The organism is Janibacter sp. UYMM211 (assembly GCF_040547045.1).
Classification (GTDB): Bacteria; Actinomycetota; Actinomycetes; order Actinomycetales; family Dermatophilaceae; genus Marihabitans; species Marihabitans melonis.
Genome location: NZ_JBEPOY010000004.1, coordinates 235,286 through 251,384 on the forward strand (window position 1 = coordinate 235,286; position 16,099 = coordinate 251,384).

At 73.4% G+C, this 16,099-nt stretch carries 14 protein-coding genes; 9 read left to right on the plus strand and 5 right to left on the minus strand.

The window, feature by feature from the left end; genetic code table 11:
* Positions 1–9: 9 nt before the first annotated feature.
* Positions 10–1,017, minus strand: coding sequence for a LuxR C-terminal-related transcriptional regulator (locus ABIB53_RS12305; RefSeq protein WP_354588368.1), 1,008 nt, complete (start codon positions 1,015–1,017; stop codon positions 10–12).
* Positions 1,018–1,286: 269 nt separating this feature from the next.
* Between ABIB53_RS12305 and purD the strand changes: the two genes are divergently transcribed.
* Positions 1,287–2,567 (plus strand): phosphoribosylamine--glycine ligase, encoded by a 1,281-nt coding sequence (purD, locus tag ABIB53_RS12310; protein ID WP_354588369.1) that lies wholly within the window; start codon positions 1,287–1,289, stop codon positions 2,565–2,567.
* 152 nt (positions 2,568–2,719) lie between these two features.
* On the opposite strand, the gene ABIB53_RS12315 is transcribed toward purD, so the two are convergent.
* Positions 2,720–4,132 (minus strand): MFS transporter, encoded by a 1,413-nt coding sequence (locus ABIB53_RS12315; RefSeq protein WP_354588370.1) that lies wholly within the window; start codon positions 4,130–4,132, stop codon positions 2,720–2,722.
* Positions 4,133–4,186: 54 nt separating this feature from the next.
* On the opposite strand from ABIB53_RS12315, the gene soxR reads away from it, so the two are divergent.
* The 3 genes from soxR (at position 4,187) to ABIB53_RS12330 (ending at position 6,361) form a co-directional block, all read left to right on the plus strand.
* Positions 4,187–4,651 (plus strand): redox-sensitive transcriptional activator SoxR, encoded by a 465-nt coding sequence (gene soxR / locus ABIB53_RS12320; RefSeq protein ID WP_354588371.1) that lies wholly within the window; start codon positions 4,187–4,189, stop codon positions 4,649–4,651.
* A 107-nt stretch (positions 4,652–4,758) separates the two neighbouring features.
* Positions 4,759–5,229, plus strand: coding sequence for a hypothetical protein (locus ABIB53_RS12325; RefSeq protein ID WP_354588372.1), 471 nt, complete (start codon positions 4,759–4,761; stop codon positions 5,227–5,229).
* 166 nt (positions 5,230–5,395) lie between these two features.
* On the plus strand, positions 5,396–6,361 hold the full coding sequence (locus ABIB53_RS12330) for a phosphoribosylaminoimidazolesuccinocarboxamide synthase (protein ID WP_229299867.1): 966 nt from the start codon (positions 5,396–5,398) through the stop codon (positions 6,359–6,361).
* Between the two features lie 68 nt (positions 6,362–6,429).
* Here the strand turns inward: ABIB53_RS12330 and ABIB53_RS12335 are convergent, their stop codons facing one another.
* Both ABIB53_RS12335 and ABIB53_RS12340 read right to left on the minus strand, forming a co-directional pair.
* Complete coding sequence (locus ABIB53_RS12335) at positions 6,430–8,190, minus strand: alpha/beta hydrolase (RefSeq protein WP_354588373.1); 1,761 nt, start codon at positions 8,188–8,190, stop codon at positions 6,430–6,432.
* A 193-nt stretch (positions 8,191–8,383) separates the two neighbouring features.
* Positions 8,384–10,147 (minus strand): alpha/beta hydrolase, encoded by a 1,764-nt coding sequence (locus tag ABIB53_RS12340; RefSeq protein ID WP_354588374.1) that lies wholly within the window; start codon positions 10,145–10,147, stop codon positions 8,384–8,386.
* 174 nt (positions 10,148–10,321) lie between these two features.
* On the opposite strand from ABIB53_RS12340, the gene ABIB53_RS12345 reads away from it, so the two are divergent.
* The 4 genes from ABIB53_RS12345 to purL are packed head-to-tail and all read left to right on the plus strand — an operon-like array spanning position 10,322 to position 14,300.
* Complete coding sequence (locus ABIB53_RS12345) at positions 10,322–11,023, plus strand: hypothetical protein (protein WP_354588375.1); 702 nt, start codon at positions 10,322–10,324, stop codon at positions 11,021–11,023.
* Between the two features lie 42 nt (positions 11,024–11,065).
* The gene (purS, locus tag ABIB53_RS12350; protein WP_354588376.1) at positions 11,066–11,359 is read left to right on the plus strand and encodes a phosphoribosylformylglycinamidine synthase subunit PurS; all 294 of its coding nucleotides are present in this window, start codon (positions 11,066–11,068) and stop codon (positions 11,357–11,359) included.
* Positions 11,356–12,027 carry a phosphoribosylformylglycinamidine synthase subunit PurQ gene (gene purQ / locus ABIB53_RS12355; protein WP_191564764.1) on the plus strand — a complete coding sequence of 224 codons (672 nt, stop codon included), beginning with the start codon at positions 11,356–11,358 and terminating at the stop codon, positions 12,025–12,027. Before purS ends, purQ begins: the two co-directional genes overlap by 4 nt.
* Positions 12,024–14,300 carry a phosphoribosylformylglycinamidine synthase subunit PurL gene (gene purL / locus ABIB53_RS12360; RefSeq protein WP_354588377.1) on the plus strand — a complete coding sequence of 759 codons (2,277 nt, stop codon included), beginning with the start codon at positions 12,024–12,026 and terminating at the stop codon, positions 14,298–14,300. The genes purQ and purL overlap by 4 nt, the downstream gene beginning before the upstream one ends.
* 31 nt (positions 14,301–14,331) lie before the next feature.
* Here the strand turns inward: purL and ABIB53_RS12365 are convergent, their stop codons facing one another.
* Positions 14,332–15,507, minus strand: coding sequence for an MFS transporter (locus ABIB53_RS12365; protein WP_354588469.1), 1,176 nt, complete (start codon positions 15,505–15,507; stop codon positions 14,332–14,334).
* A 123-nt stretch (positions 15,508–15,630) separates the two neighbouring features.
* On the opposite strand from ABIB53_RS12365, the gene ABIB53_RS12370 reads away from it, so the two are divergent.
* Positions 15,631–16,095 (plus strand): MarR family winged helix-turn-helix transcriptional regulator, encoded by a 465-nt coding sequence (locus ABIB53_RS12370; RefSeq protein ID WP_123093751.1) that lies wholly within the window; start codon positions 15,631–15,633, stop codon positions 16,093–16,095.
* Positions 16,096–16,099 lie beyond the last annotated feature (4 nt).

Genomic DNA, 16,099 nt, shown 5'->3' on the forward strand with positions numbered 1-16,099 from the left:
CGACGTCGCTCAGACCAGGCCGCGCCGCACGGCCTCGACACCGGCCTGGAGCCGGGACTGGGCGCCGAGCCGCTCCATGACGACCCGGACCCGCCGCTCGACGGTGCGCACGCTCACCCCGAGCTGGCGGGCGACGTTGGCGTCCGATGCGCCGGCGGCGAGCAGGGTGAGGATCGTCTGGTCGCGCTGCGAGTACAGCTCGCCGTCGACGTCGAGGTCGACGGCGGGCAGCGGGAGGCTGCGGGCGTGCAGGCGCTCGACGAGGTTGCCGATGCCGGTGATGAGCGGGCTGTCCCACAGGGAGACCGACCCGGCGCCCGAGGGCTCGATGTTCGTCAGGTCGACGACCGCCTGGAGCCCGTCGACGACGATCGCCGAGAAGGGCACGTCCTCGGCGATCCGCACGTCCTCGCCGGACGCCTGCCGACGCCGCAGGGTCTGCAGGGCGTCGTCGAGCTCGAGCAGGCGAGAGTCGTAGACGGCGAGGTAGCGCAGCGGCTGGCCCGCGCTGTCGAGGGTGGGGCTGTCGTGGTCGACGAGCGGCGAGGTGAGCAGCTGGATGCTGCGCTCGCCGTACGCGCGCATCGCGAGGATCGAGCGCTCGGCGCCCGCGACGACGGCGATGCTCGCCGAGCGGATCTCGGCGAGGGAGTCCAAGGTGCTGGCGCGCAGCGGGTTCGTGCGCGCGTCCTCGAGCGCGCGGACCCTGCGGTGGATGAGCCCGAGCTGGGGTGCCGAGGCCCGCACCCGGCGCAGCTGACGCTCGACCTCGGCGGTGTAGGCCGCGAGGGCACCCTCGGGAGGAGGGATCGAGATCACCCCGTCGACGTCGACCTCGGCCAGGCCCCGGTGGGTGAGGATCTGCAGCCCGAGGTCGACCTGCGCGGCGCTGATCCCCGCGGCCACCAAGGACTCTCGCGTCGCGGCCGGGTCATGGATGAGCGCGAGGTAGAGCCGGGTGATCTCCTCCTCGGGCATCGCGACGTCGAGGTGGACCGGGAGGTCGGGCGCGGACATGACGAGAAGTATGGCGACTAGCCGACATCGTCGGAAGACCGACAGCGTCAGGTTGATTTCGCCCTCGGATTTGGTCACACTCGCATCTGCTGGCCTTCGGGTCGGCTCGCTGCGCGGGACGTCCCCCCCTGGTCCCGCGCGAGCGATCGGGGCGCGAGGTCGAGCCAGCGAGACCCCCCTGCACGCTGGCTCCCTCGCGCCCCCCTCGCACGTCTCGGCGGGGGCGACCCTGAGGTCGCCCCCGCCGTTCGCGTCCTAGGCTGCGGGGCGTGAAGGTACTCGTCATCGGATCAGGTGCCCGTGAGCACGCCCTCGTCCGCGCGCTGCTCGTCGACCCCGCCGTCGACGCCGTCGTCGCGGCGCCCGGCAACCCCGGCATCGACGTCGTCGCGCTCTGCGTGCCGGTCGACGCGCAGGACCCGCAGGCGGTGACCGACCTCGCCCGCGAGCACGGCGTCGACCTCGTCGTCGTCGGCCCGGAGGCCCCGCTCGTCGCGGGCGTCGCCGACGCGGTGCGAGCCGCCGGCATCGCGTGCTTCGGCCCCGACCGGGCCGCGGCCACCCTCGAGGGGAGCAAGGCCTTCGCGAAGGAGGTCATGGCCGCCGCCGAGGTGCCGACCGCCCTGGCCCACGTGGCACGCACCGAGGCCGAGCTCGCCGAGGCGCTCGACGCCTTCGGCGCCCCGTACGTCGTCAAGGACGACGGGCTCGCGGCTGGCAAGGGGGTCGTCGTCACCGACGACCGCGGTGCCGCGCTCGCCCACGGCCTGGCCTGCCTGGCGAAGGGGGATGACGCCCAGGTCGTCGTCGAGGAGTTCCTCGACGGCCCGGAGGCCTCGCTCTTCTGCATCTGCGACGGGCAGCGGGTCGTGCCGCTCGACCTCGCCCAGGACTTCAAGCGTGTCTTCGACGGTGACGAGGGGCCGAACACCGGTGGCATGGGCGCGTACTCGCCGCTCGACTGGGCGCCCGAGGGGCTCGTCGACGACGTCGTCGCCCGGGTCGCGCAGCCGGTCGTCGACGAGATGAGGCGGCGGGGCGCCCCCTTCGTCGGGGTGCTCTACGTCGGCCTCGCGCTGACCTCGCGCGGGCCCCGGGTCATCGAGTTCAACGTGCGCTTCGGCGACCCCGAGACCCAGTCCGTGCTCGCGCGTCTCGCGACCCCGCTCGGCGGGCTCCTCCACGCAGCGGCCCAGGGCCGCCTCGGCGAGGTCGAGCCGCTGCGCTGGCGCGAGCAGGCGTCGGTGACCGTCGTCGTCGCGGCGGCGGGCTACCCGGCCTCGCCGAGCACCGGCGACCCGATCGGCGGTCTCGAGCTCGTCGGCGACACCGACACCTACGTGCTGCACGCCGGCACAGCCGCCGGCCCGGACGGCACCGTCGTCAGCGCCGGTGGCCGCGTGCTCTCCGTCGTCTCCCTCGGCGCCGACCTCGACGAGGCGCGCGAGCATGCGTACGCCGGCGTCGCGAAGGTCGAGCTCGAGGGCAGCCACCACCGCACCGACATCGCGCTGCGCGCCGCCCGCGGGGAGATCCGCACCCCCCGCTGACCGTTCGTCCCCCCTTCGCCCTGCCCGCCCCGGCACCCCCTCACCCCCGGGCGTCCCGGCACCCCTCGCCGAGACCCGCTCGTCGTCCGTCACCCCCGGTCGTCGCCGACCCGCGACGACCGGGTCTCGCGGACGGCGAGCGGGGCTCGGCGTCAGGGGGAGCCGACCCGGTGGGCCGCGGCGGCCCCGACGAGGCCGAGGAGGGCGCCGCCGGCGACGACGACGGCGAAGGGGGACCCGGTGAGGTGGTCCGCGTGCGCCGCGACGAGCGCGCCGCCGCCGGCCGTCGCCAGGGCGGTGCCGATGGCGGCGGCGAGCGTCGCGGCGGCGTTGACCTCGCCCTGCCGCTGCGCCGGTGCGAGCTCGACGGTGCGCACGCTGAGCGTGTTCGTCGCGACGCCCATGCCGAGCGCGCTCACGCACCACCCGATCATCGAGGGGGCGAGCCCGATCGCGCCGAGGGCGAGCAGGAGCGGTCCGGTCGCCCCCGCGGCCATGAGCAGCAGGCCGGCGCGCAACCGCTGGACCGCGCTCGTGCGCTCGCGGACGGCGTCGCCGCTCGCCACGCTCGAGCCGAGGGCCCAGCACACCCCGGTCACCGCCAGGCTCGTCCCGGCCAGCCGTGGCCCGGTGCCGTGGACCTCGACGAGGAGCAGCGGGAGGTAGGTGCCCATCGCGGCGAAGGTCGCACTGACGAGCAGGCGCAGTCCGACCGCCGCGGGGATGCCGGCCGAGAGCGTCGCCGTGCCGGCGGGGAGCAGCCGGCGCCCGGCGAGGACGAGCACGACGGCTCCGGCGGCCGCCGTCGGAGCGGCGAGGGTCGACGTCGCCCACGCTGCCGTGCCCCAGGTGAGGGCGCCGACGGCGGCGGCGACGAGGAGCGCGGCCCCGACCGTCGCGCGGTCCCGAGCGCGCCACCGACCACCGGGGCGGGGGAGGGCGTCGCGCAGCGCGGTGAGCAGGGGCGGCAGCGCGACGGCGAGGAGGACGAGCGGGGTGACGAAGACCGCCCTCCACCCCCAGTGCTCGGCGACGAGCCCCGCGGCGAAGGGGCCGAGCAGCGAGGGCAGCACCCACGCCACGGCGAAGCCGGCGAAGACCCGGGCGCGCAGGTGCTCGGGCAGGACGTCGGCGACGAGCACGACGAGACCGATGTCGAGCAGCCCCTCGGCGACGCCCGAGGTCGCGCGGCCGAGCAGCAGCACCGGCATCGACGGGGCGAGCCCGGTGAGCACCTGCGCGACGACGAAGGTCACGACCCCGGTGAGGATGAGCGTGCGCGGGCCGCGGTGGTCACCGAGCACCCCGGCGACGGCCGTCGCGACGAGGAAGGTCAGGCTCGAGACGCCCGTGGCCAGGCCGTACCACTGCAGCCCGTCGAGCTCTCGGGCGACGACGGGCAGGACGGTCGTGACCGCCCTGTTCTCGTAGGCGCCGAGGGTGACGACGCACAGGGCGGCGAGCACCATCGGCAGGTGGGCGGGTGACAGGAGGCGGTCGCGCGAGGGCGCGTGGACGTCGGCGGGCGCCGTCGTGGGGGGTGTCGTGGGGGACTCGGCGGTCATGCCGCTGATGCTCGATGCTCAAGCCCGCTTGAGGTCAACCGCTATCGTCGGGACGTGGACCAGCGGCACAAGGACGACCTGCTCCCCGTCGGCGAGATCGCGCACCGCGCGGGCATCAGCGTGCCGACCGTGCGCTTCTACGAGGAGCGCGGGCTCATCGGCTCGACCCGCACGGCAGGCAACCAGCGCCGCTTCGCGCGCCACACCCTGCGCCGCATCGCCTACGTGCGCGCGGCGCAACGCTTCGGGCTGAGCCTGGCCGAGATCCGTGAGGCGCTCGACACGCTCCCCGCCGACCGGGCCCCGACGAAGGGGGACTGGGCTCGCCTCTCGCGGCGCTGGCACGACGTGCTCCAGGAGCGCATCGAGGCGCTCGAGCGGCTGCGCGACACGGCCGACGGCTGCATCGGGTGCGGCTGCCTGTCGACCACCCGGTGCCCGATCTACAACACCGACGACGAGCTCGCCGCCACCGGCTCGGGTGCCCGACGCTGGCCCGACGCCCTGCGCGAGGGGTGAGCGGGTCCCCTTCGCCCCCGCCTACCCACCCGTAAGCGGGGTGATCACCCCACCTACGGGTGGGTAGCCGGGTGCCAGGATGGCGCCAGCCGACCGAAGGGGGACCCGTGACGACCACGACCGACGACGCCAGCCCGTACCGCCTCGAGGGGAGACCCCGCTCGCGCGGGCTCGCCCGCGCGCTCTCGCCGCTCGTCGCGGTCGCGCCGTGGCTCCTCACCGTCGTGGGGATCGCTCTCGCCGGGGAGTGGCAGCGCGGCGTCTACGCCCGAGGCGAGCGGTCGCTCGGCCTGCTGCTCGCCGCGCTCGTCGTCCTCCTGCTCGCTGCCCTGCTGTGGGCGGCGGTCACCGCGTGGTCCTCGGTCGGCACCGTCCTGGCGGGCGTGCTCACCGTCGTGCTCGCGCTGGCTCTCGGCGCACCGGGGCCGGTCTCCCGGGCGATCAGCCAGAGCGTCCTCGAGGCCGGTCTGCCCTACCGCGCCTACGCCGTGCTCGTCGCGCCCGTGCCCTTCCTCGTCCTGGGCACCACCCTCGTCGCCGCCGGCCTCGCGGCCGCCGCCGTCCGCCGCCTGCGCTGACGCCCCCGTCGCCCTCCCTCCCCCTTCGCCTCCGTCCTGCTCTCCGCCTACCCCTCCGTACGTGGGGTGATCACCCCACGTACGGAGGGGTAGGCGGAGGTCGAGGCGGGTGGGGTGATCGCGGACCTACTGCTCGGGTGAGGGCGAGTCACGGCAGGATGGGCGCATGGCTGACGGCTCGCACCCCACCCTGCCCGGCTTCGCGCACGTCTACTCGGGCAAGGTCCGTGACCTCTACGCACCGCTCGACGACGCGGGCGAGGCGCGCGCGGACCGGCTGCTCCTCGTCGCGAGCGACCGGATGAGCGCCTACGACTTCGTCCTCGACAGCCCCATCCCCGACAAGGGCGCGGTGCTCACGCAGCTCTCGCTGTGGTGGTTCGACCAGCTCGCCGATCTGCTGCCTCACCACGTCGTGAGCACGGACGTGCCCGACGAGGTCGCCGGCCGCTCGGTCCTCGTCGAGCGGCTCGACATGCTGCCCGTCGAGTGCGTCGCCCGCGCCTACCTCACCGGCGGCGGGCTCTCCGAGTACGAGGCGACGGGCTCGGTGAGCGGTGTCGCGCTGCCCGAGGGCCTCGTCGACGGCTCGCGCCTGCCCGAGCCGGTCTTCACCCCCTCGACGAAGGCGCCGATGGGCCAGCACGACGAGCCGATCCCCTTCGAGGGCGTCGTCGCCGAGATCGGCCCTGAGCTCGCCGAGCGCGTGCGCGATCTCACGATCGCGATCCTCGCGCGCGGCAACGACGTCGCCGCCGAGCGCGGGATCCTGCTCGCCGACACGAAGGTCGAGTTCGGCCTGCGCGGTCTCGACCTCGCGCCCGGCGAGGACCTCGGCGAGGCGATCCGCGCGCGCGGCGCCGCCTGCGAGATCGTCCTCGCCGACGAGGTGCTCACCCCCGACAGCTCGCGCTTCTGGCCGGCCGACGCGTGGGAGCCCGGCCACCCCCAGCCCAGCTACGACAAGCAGTACGTCCGCGACTGGCTCACCTCCGTCGCCTCCGGCTGGGACCGGCACTCGGGCGAGGCTCCGCCGGCTCTGCCGGACGAGGTCGTGGCCGCCACCCGCGCCCGCTACGTCGAGGCCTACGAGCGGCTCACCGGCACCCCCTTCGTGCCCGCGGGGCGCTGACCGCCCGAGCACGACGAAGGGGCGTGGACGGCTGTCCACGCCCCCTTCGTCATGGGGTCGTCGAGGCGTCAGTCCACGACGACGGGCTCGGGGAAGGTCTGGTCCCCGGCCCCCTTCGGCAGCTCGGTCATCTCCGCGATCTCCGGAGCGGTCTTGCGGGCCCGCTCCTCGCGGGTCGGGAAGGCCGGGGTCTCGGCCGCGCACGTCCGGTCGCGCGCGGGCGAGGAGCCGCTGACGAGGTAGGTGTCGACGGCCTTGGTGACGCAGCTCGAGACGCCGTAGGCGGTGTGGCCCCACGAGTCGCTGGAGACGAGGCGGGAGCGGCCGAGGACCTTGCGGGTCTCGACGGCGCCGGTGTACGCGGTGGCGGGGTCCCAGTAGTTGCCGACGATGAGGACACCCTTGGGCGTGTACCGGTCGTACGGGCCGACGTAGGCGTCCTCGTCCTGGCCGGTGAAGGCGTCGCCGGCGCAGCCGGAGGAGCTCCAGAGCCAGGCCTTGCCGAAGTGCGGGGCCGTCGTCTGAGCCTGGGTGTCGTACCTCGGGTAGTCGGCCAGGCGGGTCGTCTCCTGCGAGTCCGTGCACGTCACCGACAGGAAGGCGTCGTAGGAGTTGTCGTACATGGCGCGAGCCGGCGCACCGACCGCGTCGTCGACCGCCGCGAGGAGGACCTGCCGCGACGCGCGGGTCGGCTTCGGGGTCTTCGCCCGGCCACCCTGCGCCTCGGTGGCGGCGTAGTCGAGCTCGGTGAGGATGGCGTCGACCTGCGTCGGGGCGTCGGACCCGTACATGACGCTGAGGAGCGCGCCGATCATCGTGGGGTAGTCGACCGTGAACTTCTGGCCGCTGTCGGGGTCTCTCAGCACGAGCGGCGTGCGCTGGACCTGGGCGACGAGGGCGTCGAAGCGCTTGCGCGTGTCGCCGACGGCGGCGAACTCGCAGCGCGGGGAGCCGGCCTCCTGGCACTCGGCGAGGACCTGCTTCATCGCCTTCCACGCGCCCTTGCCCGAGCCGAGGCGGAAGTCGAGCGGACGGCTCTTGTTCCACGGCGTGCCCGACCAGGAGCGGGGGTTGATCGTGCCGTCGATGACGATCGAGCGGAAGTTGGAGGGGAACATGTTGGCGTACGTCGCGCCGAGCTGGGTGCCGTACGAGAAGCCCATGTAGCTGAGCTTGTTCTGGCCGAGGGCGCGCCGGACCATCTCCATGTCACGGGCGACCTCGGCGGTCGACATCGCGGTGGCGAGCTTGTTGGTGGAGCAGGCGCGGGCGATCTTCTTCATCGAGCCCATGTAGCGCTGCTGCTTCGTGTACCCGACGGGGAAGACGTCCTCGAGCGGCGCGAAGGTCGACTGCTGCTGCCAGGGCTGCAGGCAGCGCACGTTGTCGCTCGCGCCGATGCCGCGCGGGTCGACCCCGACGACGTCGAAGCTCTTGCGGATCGTCGGGCTGGCCCACCTGCTCGCTGCCTGGGCGAGGTCGGTCGAGGACCCGCCGGGCCCGCCGGGGTTGACGAAGAGCGTGCCCACGCGCTTGCCGGTGGCCTTCGTGCGCAGCACGGCGACCCTGGTCTTCGGGCCCGTGGGGTCGTCGTAGTCCAGGGGGAGGCTGACGGTGGCGCACTCCGAGGTCGCATAGCACCGGAACCACTTCAGCTTCGGCGTCGGCGTCTTGTTGAGCTTGGCGTTCTCGGACGGCTTCGTCGCGGTGCTCGCGGCGACGGCGCTCGGTGCGCTGCTCGTCGTGGGCGCGGCGCTCGCCGTGGCGAGCGTGCCGGCGAGCATCGAGGCGGCGACCGCCCCGACGACCAGCGTGCGTGGTGCTCTCATGATCGGTGGTTCCCCTGCTTCTTCGGTGGGCGCCGACGGCGCTCAGACGCCGCCCAACGTAGTGGGGCGGCGCGCCGGGCACAGGCACATCCGCGCGATCGGGCCCGGGCGCGCAGGCGAGGGTGACCGTCCGCACACGACGAAGGGGGCGTGGACGGCTGTCCACGCCCCCTTCGCCCGGGTGGGCCGTCGCTCAGCGCACGACGGTCGGCTCCGGGAAGGACTGGCCCGCCGGGGCCTTCGGCAGCCTCTTGGTCTCGGCGACCTGGGGCGCGCTGACCCGGGCCTCCTCCTCACGGGTGGGGAAGGCCGGCGACTCCGCCGGGCAGGTGCGGTCGCGCAGCGGCGAGGCGCCGGTGACGAGGTAGGTGTCGACGGCCTTCGTCGCGCAGGCGGACACGCCGTAGGCGGTGTGGCCCCACGAGTCGCTGGAGACGAGGCGGGAGCGGCCGAGGACCTTGCGGGTCTCGACGGCGCCGGTGTACGCGGTCGCGGGGTCCCAGTAGTTGCCGACGATGAGGACACCCTTGGGCGTGTACCGGTCGTAGGGACCGACGTAGGCGTCCTCGTCCTGACCGGTGAAGGCGTCGCCGGCGCAACCGGAGGAGCTCCACAGCCAGACCCTGCCGAAGTGCGGCGCCGTCGTCTCGGACTGCGTGTCGTACCGCGGGTAGTCGGCCAGGCGGGTCGTCTCCTGCGAGTCCGTGCACGTCACCGACAGGAAGGCGTCGAGCGAGCTGTCGTAGGCGAAGTCGCGGCGGGGTACCCCGGTCGCCTTCGAGACGGCGGCGAGGAGGGCCTTGCGGGAGGCCTTGGTCGGGGCCGGGGTCTTCGCCGTGCCGCCCTGCGCCTCGGTGGCGAGGTAGTCGAGCTCGGTGAGGAGCGAGTCGACGAACTGCGGGGCGTCGGACGAGTACATCGCGCTGAGCAGGGTCCCGACCATCGTCGGGTAGTCGATGGAGTACTTCTCGCCCGTGTAGGGGTCCACGACCCGCAGGGGCTTGCGCTCCAGCTGTGCCGCGAGCTCGTCGAAGCGCTTGCGCGTGTCGCCGACGGCGGCGAAGTCGCACCGGGCCTCGCCGGCCTTCTGGCACTCGGCGAGGATCTGGCGCATCGCCGTCCACGCGCCCTTGCCCGAGCCGAGCCGGAAGTCGAGCGGTCGGCTCTTGTTCCACGGCATGCCGGACCAGGAGCGCGGGTTGATCGTGCCGTCGATGACGATCGAGCGGAAGTTGGAGGGGAACATGTTCGCGTAGGTCGTGCCGAGCTGGGTGCCGTACGAGAAGCCGATGTAGCTGAGCTTGCCCTCGCCCAGCGCCCGCCGGACCATCTCCATGTCGCGGGCGACCTCGGCGGTCGACATGGCCGTGGCGAGCGTGTTGGTGGAGCAGGCACGGGCGATCTTCTTCATCGAGCGCATGTAGCGCTGCTGCTTCGTGTAGCCGACGGGGAAGGCATCGGCGAGCGGCGCGTACGTCGTGTCCTGCTCCTCGACGGGCAGGCACTGCACGGTGTCGCTGAAGCCGATGCCGCGCGGGTCGACGCCGACGACGTCGAAGTTCTTGCGGATGGTCGGGCTGGCCCACAGGTCGGCGAAGTAGGCGAGCTCGGTGGCCGAGCCGCCGGGGCCGCCGGGGTTGACGAAGAGCGTGCCGAGTCGCTTGCCGGTCGCCTTGGTGCGCAGGACCGCGACGTCGGTCTTCGCGCCCTTGGGGTTGTCGTAGTCCAGCGGCAGCGCGACCTTCGCGCACTCGGCGCCGCCGTAGCAGCTGAACCAGCGCAGCCGTGGCGTCGCGGTCTTGTCGAGCTTGGCGTTCTCGGACGGCTTCGTCGCGGTGCTGACGGCAGCGGCGCTCGGTGCGCTGCTCGTCGTGGGCGCGGCACTCGCCGTGGCGAGCGTGCCGGCGAGCATCGAGGCGGCGACCGCCCCGACGACCAGCGTGCGTGGTGCTCTCATGATCTGTCCCCTGCTCTGCCGTGAGCGCCGGCGGCGCCCGGTGCGCGTCAACGTAGTGGTCCCGGCCCCGGTCCGCACGGCGAGAGGCGCAGCGGCCACCAGGTGGTCACCTCGAGGTCATCTCGTCGGCCGACGAGCGGTGCCCGACCGTCTCTCGCTGGCTAGCCTGCGGCCATGACGGGGGACGAAGGGGGAGCCCGCCGCGCCCCGCGGGAGCGGCGGGTCTCGGACAGCGACGACGTCTTCCGCACGTCGGCGTCGACGGGGCGTCGGGGCGAGCCGCGCGCCGGCGCGCGGCGGCCGAGGTCGGGCCCGTCGTCGGCCTCGACACCGCGGGGGTCGTCCCCGTCGCGGTGGACCGACCCGGCCCCGACGAGCGGGGTCTGGGACCCGCGCGGTGCGACACCGGAGCAGCGGCGTGAGGTGTACGAGCAGCAGCTCACCTGGTCGCGCGTCGTCGCCTGGGTCGGGCTCGCCTTCACGCTGAACTTCTTCATCAAGTCGCTGCTGCTGGTGCTCGACGGAGATGGTCTCCAGGTCTTCCCGGTCGTCTACGCGCTGTTCTGGGTCAACCTCGCCGTCGCCGGAGCGACGCGCGCACGGCACATCAAGACCATCCTCGGCTCGGACCCCGAGGAGCCCGTCGAGCAGGTGATGCAGCGCTCGAAGGAGGTCACGGCGCGTGCCGTCTACCCGGCCGTCGCCGCCTTCGACGCCCTGTGCGCGGTCCTCGTCCTCGTCCTCGTGCCGCAGGCCTGGCCGGTCGCCGCGGTGACGGGGGCCGTCGCCCTCGCCCTCGGCGTCGCCTGGTGGCGGGCCCGACGCCACCGTGACCACGACTCGGCCGTGGTCGACCCCCCTTCGGCCCGTCGATAGACTCGCTCGAAGGCCCCCCGAACCCTCTCCACAGGAGCCCCAGTGGGACGCATCGTCGTCGACGTCATGCTCAAGCCAGAGATCCTCGACCCCCAGGGCCAAGCGGTCCGCGGCGCGCTCCCGCGCCTGGGGCTCACGGACTTCACCGACGTGCGGCAGGGCAAGCGCTTCGTGCTGTCCGTCGACGGCGAGGTCACGCCCGAGCACCTCGCCCGCGCCCGTGAGGCCGCCGAGACCCTGCTCTCCAACCCTGTCATCGAGGACGTCGTCGACGTCCACGAGCTCGTCCACGACGAGCCCGAGCAGGCCCCGCTCACCGGCGAGGGCGTCCGGTGAAGATCGGCGTCGTCACCTTCCCCGGCTCGCTCGACGACCACGACGCCCGGCGCGCGGTCGACCTGTGCGGCGGCGAGGCCGTCGCCCTCTGGCACCGTGACGCCGACCTGCGCGGCGTCGACGCCGTCGTCATCCCCGGCGGCTTCTCCTACGGCGACTACCTGCGCGCCGGTGCCATCTCCCGCTTCGCGCCCGTCATGACCGAGGTCGTGCGCGGTGCCGAGGCGGGCATGCCGGTTCTCGGCATCTGCAACGGCTTCCAGATCCTGTGCGAGTCGCACCTCCTGCCCGGCGCGATGATCCAGAACGACCACCGCACCTTCGTGTGCCGCGACCAGCGTCTGCGCGTCGAGTCGACGAGCACCGCGTGGACCGGCGACTTCGAGGACGGCGAGGAGATCACCATCGTCCTGAAGAACCAGGACGGCCAGTTCGTCGCCGACGCCGACACCCTCGACCGGCTCGAGGGCGAGGGCCGCGTCGTCTTCCGCTACCTCGGCGCCAACCCCAACGGCAGCTACCGCGACATCGCCGGCATCTCCAACGCGCGCGGCAACGTCGTCGGCCTCATGCCCCACCCCGAGCACTGCGTCGAGGAGGGCTACGGCCCGAGCCTGGACGGCCGGCGCTTCTTCACCTCCGTCCTGCAGGAGATGGTCTCCGCGTGAGCACGCTCGACACCGTCGCCCACGCCGGGCAGACCCCCGACCTCGACCAGCCCTGGGCCGACCTCGGTCTCAAGGAGGACGAGTACGCCCGGATCCGCGAGATCCTCGGCCGCCGCCCGACGATCGCCGAGCTCGCGATGTACTCGGTCATGTGGTCCGAGCACTGCTCGTACAAGTCGAGCAAGGTCCACCTGCGCCGCTTCGGCGACCTGCCGCAGACGACGCCGCTCGGCGAGACCCTCGCCGGCATCGGCGAGAACGCCGGCGTCATCGACGTCGGCCAGGGCTGGGCGGTGACCTTCAAGGTCGAGTCGCACAACCACCCGAGCTACGTCGAGCCCTACCAGGGCGCCGCGACCGGCGTCGGCGGCATCGTCCGCGACATCATGGCGATGGGCGCCCGCCCGGTCGCCGTCATGGACCCGCTGCGCTTCGGCGCCATCGACCACCCCGACACCGCCCGGGTCCTGCCCGGCGTCGTCAAGGGCATCGGCGGCTACGGCAACTCCCTCGGCCTGCCCAACGTCGGCGGCGAGATCGTCTTCGACGAGTGCTACCAGGGCAACCCTCTCGTCAACGCCCTGTGCGTCGGCACGCTGCGCCACGAGGACCTGCACCTCGCCAAGGCATCCGGCGCCGGCAACAAGGTCGTCCTCTTCGGGGCGAAGACCGGCGGCGACGGCATCGGCGGCGTCTCGGTCCTCGCGTCGGAGACCTTCGACGAAGGGGGACCGACGAAGCGCCCCGCCGTCCAGGTCGGCGACCCCTTCGCCGAGAAGGTCCTCATCGAGTGCTGCCTCGAGCTCTACCGGGCCGGTGTCGTCGAGGGCATCCAGGACCTCGGCGGGGCAGGCCTGTCCTGCGCGACCTCCGAGCTCGCCTCGGCGGGCGACGGCGGGATGAGTGTCGAGCTCGACCGGGTCCCCCTTCGCGACTCCACGCTGCGGGCCGAGGAGATCCTCATGTCCGAGAGCCAGGAGCGGATGATGGCCGTCGTCGCGCCCGACCAGGTCGACGCCTTCATGGCGATCACCGACCGGTGGGACGTCGAGGCCACGGTCCTCGGCGAGGTCACCGGCACCGGCCGGCTCGTCATCACGTGGCACGGCGAGACGATCGTCGATGTGCCGCCGCGCTCCGTCGCCCACGACGGCCCCGTCTACGACCGTCCGATGGCCCGGCCGCAGTGGCTCGACGCCGTCCAGGCCGACACGAGCGCCTCGCTGCCGCGCCCCGGCACCGACGAGCTCGGCCAGGTCGTCCTCGACCTGCTCGCCTCGCCGAACCTGTGCGACAAGTCGTGGGTTACCGACCAGTACGACCGCTACGTCCTCGGCAACACGCGTCAGGCCATGCCCGCCGACGCCGGTCTCGTGCGCATCGACGAGCGCACCGGGCTCGGGGTCGCGGTCTCGACGGACTGCAACGGCCGCTTCGGCCGGCTCGACCCGTACGCCGGCGCGCAGCTCGCGCTCTCGGAGAGCTATCGCAACGTCGCGACGACCGGTGCGCTGCCGCTGGCCGTCACCGACTGCCTCAACTTCGGCTCGCCGGAGGACCCCGCGGTCATGTGGCAGTTCGAGCGCGCGGTCGCCGGCCTCTTCGACGCCTGCCTCGAGCTCGGCATCCCCGTGACCGGCGGCAACGTCTCCTTCTACAACCAGACCGGCGACGTCGCGATCCACCCGACGCCCGTCGTCGGCGTCCTCGGCGTCATCGAGGACGTGGCGAAGGGGGTCGGCGTCGGCTTCGCGCACGACGGCCAGGTCGTCCTCGCCCTCGGTCGCACCCGCGACGAGCTCGACGGCGGCGAGTGGGCGCACGCCCTGCACGGCCACCTCGGTGGCGTGCCGCCGCAGGTCGACCTCGCCGCGGAGAAGGCGCTCGCCGACTTCTTCGTCGCCGCGGTGCGCGCCGGTGTGCTCACGAGCTCGCACGACGTCTCCGACGGCGGTCTGGCGATCACCCTCGCCGAGTCCGCGCTGCGGCACGGCGTCGGCGCGAGCCTCGACCTCACCCCCGTGTGCGAGCGCGACGGGGTCGACCTGACGACCGCGCTGCTCTCCGAGTCGGTCGCCCGCGCGGTCGTCACCGTCGCCGACGAGCAGTCGCTCGCGACCGTGGTCAACCTCGCGGCGGAGCACGGGGTGCCCGTCGCGCGGATCGGCACGACCGGCGGGTCGACCCTCAAGGTCAAGGGAGCCCTCGAGCTCGAGGTCGACGCGATGCGCCTGGCGCACACGGCGACGATGCGCTCGTACTTCGCGTCCTGACACCCGCACGACCGGCCGTCTGACCCACGGGTCAGGCGGCCGTCGTGCGTCCCGGGGTGCGCGACGACGCGAGCCGCTCAGCCACGACGACGACGAGCAGGGCGAGCGCGGCCATGCCCGCGCCGACCCAGATCGGCGAGGTGTAGCCCAGCCCCGCCGCGATGGTCGTGCCGCCGATCCACGCGCCGATCGCGTTGCCGACGTTGAAGGCCGCGATGTTCGCCCCGGAGGCGAGGGTGCGCGCCTGCCCGGCGTGGCTCATGACGCGCATCTGCAGCGGCGGCACGGTGGCGAAGCCGAAGCCGCCCATGAGCACGAGCGAGACGACCGTGAGCACCTGCGACGACGCGGTGAGCGCGAAGCCGGTCATGACGACGGCGAGCATCCCGAGGGTGACGACGAGGGTGCGCGGCACCGAGACCTGCGCGGCGCGCCCGCCGAGCGCGTTGCCGGCGAGCAGCCCGACGCCGAAGAGCACGAGGAGCCACGGCACGGTCGTCGCGGCGAAGCCGGTGACGCCGGTGAGCGTGTACGCGATGTAGGTGAAGGCGCCGAACATCCCGCCGAAGCCGAGCACGGTGACGAGCAGGGAGAGCCAGACCTGAGGAGACCCGAAGGCGGTGAGCTCTCGGCGAAGGGAGGTCGTCCCCTCCTCCTCGCCGGCCCCCTTCGGCACGAGGAGCGCGATCGACGCGAGGGCGACGACGCCGATGACGGTGATCGCCCAGAAGGTCGAGCGCCAGCCGAGCTGCTGGCCGAGCAGGGTGCCGAAGGGGACGCCGAGGACGTTCGCCGCGGTGAGACCGGTGAACATCACGGCGATCGCGCCGGCCTGACGCTGCGGCGGCACGAGGGAGGCGGCGACGACCGAGCCGATGCCGAAGAAGGCGCCGTGGCACAGCGCCGCGAGGACGCGACCGGCGAGCATGACGGCGTACGTGTCGGCGAGCGCCGACAGGGCGTTGCCCGCGACGAAGAGGACCATGAGGGCGAGGAGCACCTGGCGGCGCGGCAGCCGGGTCACCGCGGCGGTGAGCCCCAGCGCCCCGACGGCCACGGCCAGTGCGTAGCCGGAGATGAGCCAGCCGGCGGTCGCCTCGTCGACGGCGAAGTCCGCGGCCACCTGCGGCAGCAGGCCCGCGATGACGAACTCCGTGAGGCCGATGCCGAAGCCGCCGACCGCGAGGGCGACGAGCCCCGCAGGGATGCGTCGGGCCGGCACCTCGGGCGCGGTGTCGTGAGCAGGTAGTGAGCGTGTGCAAGTAGTTTCCACGCGGACGAAGGTAGTTGCACGCGCTGACTACTGCAAGTCGCTGATAAACTCGGCACCATGGGTATCGCTGATGACGCCGTGGAGATCCGGGCTCGGGGGTGGCGCACGCTCGCGGCGCTCCATGGGCTCGTCGAGACCGCGATGGAGCGCGAGCTGCAGCGCGAGCACGGCATCTCCGTCGTCGAGCTCACCGTCCTCGACGCGCTCGACCGCCAGGACGGGTGGCACATGAGGATGCAGCAGCTCGCCCGGGCCGCCGCCCTGTCGAGCAGCGCGACCACCCGGCTCGTGACCCGGCTCGAGGACCGCGGTCTGCTGACCCGCGTCCTGTGCGCCGACGACCGCCGCGGCATCTACACCGAGCTCACCGCGGCGGGCCGCGACGCGCTGCGCGAGGCCCTGCCCACCCACGACCGGGTCCTGTCCGAGACGCTGGCCACGGCGTCGGGGCGTCCCGAGCTCGCCCCGCTCGTCGAGGCCCTCCACGCCCTGCCGGCCGCCCCGGAGCCCGCCGATGCCTGAGTCC

What these genes read in the sequence shown, in the direction of transcription:
- ABIB53_RS12305 (WP_354588368.1), bottom strand. Translation starts at nt 1,017, where the DNA reads ATGTCCGCGCCCGACCTCCCGGTCCACCTCGACGTCGCGATGCCCGAG.
- ABIB53_RS12315 (WP_354588370.1), bottom strand. Translation starts at nt 4,132, where the DNA reads ATGACCGCCGAGTCCCCCACGACACCCCCCACGACGGCGCCCGCCGAC.
- ABIB53_RS12330 (WP_229299867.1), top strand. Translation starts at nt 5,396, where the DNA reads ATGGCTGACGGCTCGCACCCCACCCTGCCCGGCTTCGCGCACGTCTAC.
- ABIB53_RS12335 (WP_354588373.1), bottom strand. Translation starts at nt 8,190, where the DNA reads ATGAGAGCACCACGCACGCTGGTCGTCGGGGCGGTCGCCGCCTCGATG.
- ABIB53_RS12340 (WP_354588374.1), bottom strand. Translation starts at nt 10,147, where the DNA reads ATGAGAGCACCACGCACGCTGGTCGTCGGGGCGGTCGCCGCCTCGATG.
- ABIB53_RS12345 (WP_354588375.1), top strand. Translation starts at nt 10,322, where the DNA reads ATGACGGGGGACGAAGGGGGAGCCCGCCGCGCCCCGCGGGAGCGGCGG.
- ABIB53_RS12370 (WP_123093751.1), top strand. Translation starts at nt 15,631, where the DNA reads ATGGGTATCGCTGATGACGCCGTGGAGATCCGGGCTCGGGGGTGGCGC.